This window comes from Pontibacterium sp., from assembly GCF_041587635.1.
In the GTDB taxonomy this organism is placed as follows: domain Bacteria; phylum Pseudomonadota; class Gammaproteobacteria; order Pseudomonadales; family Balneatricaceae; genus Pontibacterium.
This window is the reverse complement of record NZ_JBFGYC010000555.1, coordinates 1-2,633: the sequence shown is the minus strand read 5'-3', so window position 1 is coordinate 2,633 and position 2,633 is coordinate 1. Positions and strand designations below refer to the sequence as shown.

Below are 2,633 nucleotides of genomic sequence, written 5' to 3'. Positions count from 1 at the left end.
TTGTGCACCGCACAAAAACATGTTGACTGGCTGATTTTCAACCAGTAATATGGCTGCATACTGATTTTGCACTGCAACAAAATTTATCGGAGCACTCGCCATGACTAACAACGTTGATTTCCAGAAGCCTTTCGAAGCTGTTAAAACCCTGATGACCATTCAGGCCGACGCTATCTCTAAGTCTGTTGCACAGCAGCAGAAAACAGGTGAAGCACTGACTAGCTTCTTCCAGACTGAAGCTGAAAAAGCAAAAGAACTGAAATCTCCTGAAGATGTAATCCAGTTCAACGTTGAAGCGAACAAAGCACTGTTCGAACTGCTGAAAGCACAGGGCGAAGCATTCACTGCGATCGCGACTGAAGCTCGCGAAGCTGCAATGAGCGAAGTAACTAACCTGTCCAAGTAATATCAGGTTTAGTTCTTCCAGAAGCCCCGCCAACTTCGGTTGCCGGGGTTTTCTTTTGCCCGAAATAAAGCGGCCTTACTTCTCATCTGCAGATTCAAGCATCCCCAGCATGGCCACCAATCCCTGATCCAACGCTTGAAGGTCACTTCCCGCCAGCGGAGCCAGAATGCCGTGGATATTATCCACATGCGCTTCGACAGTTCTATTGATCAGATCCAACCCTTTGTCTGTTAGTTTAACCAGCTTGCTACGCGCGTCGTCGGGATTTGCCTGCCGCTCAACCAACCCGGACGATTCCAGGCTTTTTAAGCGATGGGTCATCGTACCGGAGGTTATCATCAGTGTTGAAAACAACTCGGTAGGAGCCAAGCAGTAGGGCGCGCCAGAACGACGTAACGTCGCCAGTACATCAAACTCCCACAGCGTCATGCCAAACTCAGCAAAAACAACATCCAATCTTCGCTGTAACAACGCAGCACTGCGCTTCAACCGTCCCAACGTCCCCATAGGAGTCACATCCAGATCGGGTCTTTCACGCTCCCATTGATCCAGAATCAAGTCGACTGCATCTTTCTGCTGCTTAGCCTTCATTGCCACACTCTCTTCAAATAATTTATCTTGATATCAAGGTATTTACATGCAAGACTTTATTTTATCTTGAACTGAAGACAAATAACTATGCCTATCACACGCTTTTCCGATCTTTTTCTAACTGCGCTGGCGCCGATGGTCTGGGGCTCAACCTATATTGTGACCACAGAACTGTTGCCAGCAGATCGCCCATTCACTGCAGCGCTACTACGAACACTCCCTGCCGGAATTCTGCTGGTAATGTTTAGCCTACGTTTTCTTAAACACTGCCAATGGTGGCGGCTTATCATTCTCGCTGCATTGAATATTGGTGTATTTCAAGCGTTCCTGTTTGTTGCAGCATATCGATTACCTGGCGGACTTGCTGCGGTATTGGGCGCGATTCAGCCATTGATCGTGATGGGACTGATATGGGGATGTGATCAGCAACGTCCAGCTAAACTGGCGGTGTGGGCGAGCTTTACAGGTGTCATCGGCATGGCAGCGCTACTACTCGCGCCAGGAGCCGCTTGGGATCCAATCGGTATTGCTGCCGCGCTGATTGGCGCAATCTGTATGGCAGGCGGCACATATCTGACACGTCGCTGGCGCAGTGACCTGCCGGTTCTGGCAATGACAGGCTGGCAATTGTTGCTCGGCGGCTTGATGTTAATGCCGATTGCACTGATCGTTGATCCACCGCTGCCAAGCCTCAACGCCCTCCAGGTCGTCGGTTATATCTATTTATCACTGTTTGGGGCGCTGCTTGCATACGCACTCTGGTTCAGAGGCATTAGCCGGGTCTCTCCCGTTGCGGTGTCCTCCCTTGGCCTGCTGAGCCCCCTCACAGCAGTGATATTAGGCTGGCTAATACTTGATCAGAGCATGAGTGGTGTTTCACTGCTTGGACTGTTTACAGTATTGGGCAGTATTCTCGCGGTGCAATGGGCCTCCGCACCTAAAACCTCCCGACACACCGCCGTTCCTGACTCTACAACTGCGCGCTGCACAGCAAAACCTTAACCTGACTTAACATCAGAGGATACTTACATGTCCAACCCAATGACCCGATTACTTGAAACCCGGACATCCACCACGCGCTACCAGACGGATTCTCCGGTCTCTGATGCGCAGGTAGAGGAGTTAGTGCGCTGTGCGACACTGGCGCCCTCGGCGTATAACCTTCAGAACTGGCGGTTTATCGCGGTTCGCTCTGATATCGCCAGAACTAAACTGCAGCAAATCGCATACGGGCAATCGCAAGTTGGAGATGCGCCCGTAACCTTTATTGTCTGCGGCACATTGGAAGCACATAAAGACCTGGCTGAAGCACTTCAACCCTCAGTCGACGCCGGTATTATCAGCGAAAACCTGCAAGCCAGCTGGGTATCTGCAGCCACAATGTCTCACCAGAACAACGCTCAGCTACAGCGTGAGGAGGCTTTTCGCTCTGCGTCACTGGCCGCTATGACCCTGATGCTGGCAGCTCAGGGGATGGGGCTGGCAACAGGTGCGATGAGTGGGTTTGATACGGAATTGCTGAGTGACACCTTCGAACTGTCACCGGAAGAGATTCCCGTCATGCTGATTACCGCAGGCTATCCAAAGGAAAATAATTGGCCTCAGAAACGCCGCAAGCCTCTCTCGGACGTCATGC

The 2,633-nt window shown here is 51.2% G+C and carries 4 protein-coding genes; 3 read left to right on the top strand and 1 reads right to left on the bottom strand.

Annotated elements, in window-relative coordinates; all coding sequences use genetic code 11:
* Positions 1–100 precede the first annotated feature (100 nt).
* A complete protein-coding gene (locus tag ABYW01_RS18925) occupies positions 101–406 on the top strand; it encodes a hypothetical protein (protein WP_193954211.1) in 306 nt (101 codons plus the stop codon).
* A gap of 75 nt (positions 407–481) precedes the next feature.
* Here the strand turns inward: ABYW01_RS18925 and ABYW01_RS18920 are convergent, their stop codons facing one another.
* Positions 482–997, bottom strand: a complete 516-nt coding sequence (locus ABYW01_RS18920) for a MarR family winged helix-turn-helix transcriptional regulator (RefSeq protein WP_193954209.1) — start codon at positions 995–997, stop codon at positions 482–484.
* 87 nt (positions 998–1,084) lie between these two features.
* On the opposite strand from ABYW01_RS18920, the gene ABYW01_RS18915 reads away from it, so the two are divergent.
* Together ABYW01_RS18915 and ABYW01_RS18910 are read left to right on the top strand one after the other, a co-directional pair.
* A complete protein-coding gene (locus tag ABYW01_RS18915; protein ID WP_372835858.1) occupies positions 1,085–1,999 on the top strand; it encodes an EamA family transporter in 915 nt (304 codons plus the stop codon).
* 27 nt (positions 2,000–2,026) lie between these two features.
* On the top strand, positions 2,027–2,633 hold a 607-nt coding region (locus ABYW01_RS18910), incomplete at its 3' end, for a nitroreductase family protein (protein ID WP_372835856.1).

Bases quoted from the DNA above. Each gene is read 5' to 3' on its own strand.
- ABYW01_RS18925 (WP_193954211.1), top strand. From the start codon at position 101: ATGACTAACAACGTTGATTTCCAGAAGCCTTTCGAAGCTGTTAAAACC.
- ABYW01_RS18920 (WP_193954209.1), bottom strand. From the start codon at position 997: ATGAAGGCTAAGCAGCAGAAAGATGCAGTCGACTTGATTCTGGATCAA.
- ABYW01_RS18915 (WP_372835858.1), top strand. From the start codon at position 1,085: ATGCCTATCACACGCTTTTCCGATCTTTTTCTAACTGCGCTGGCGCCG.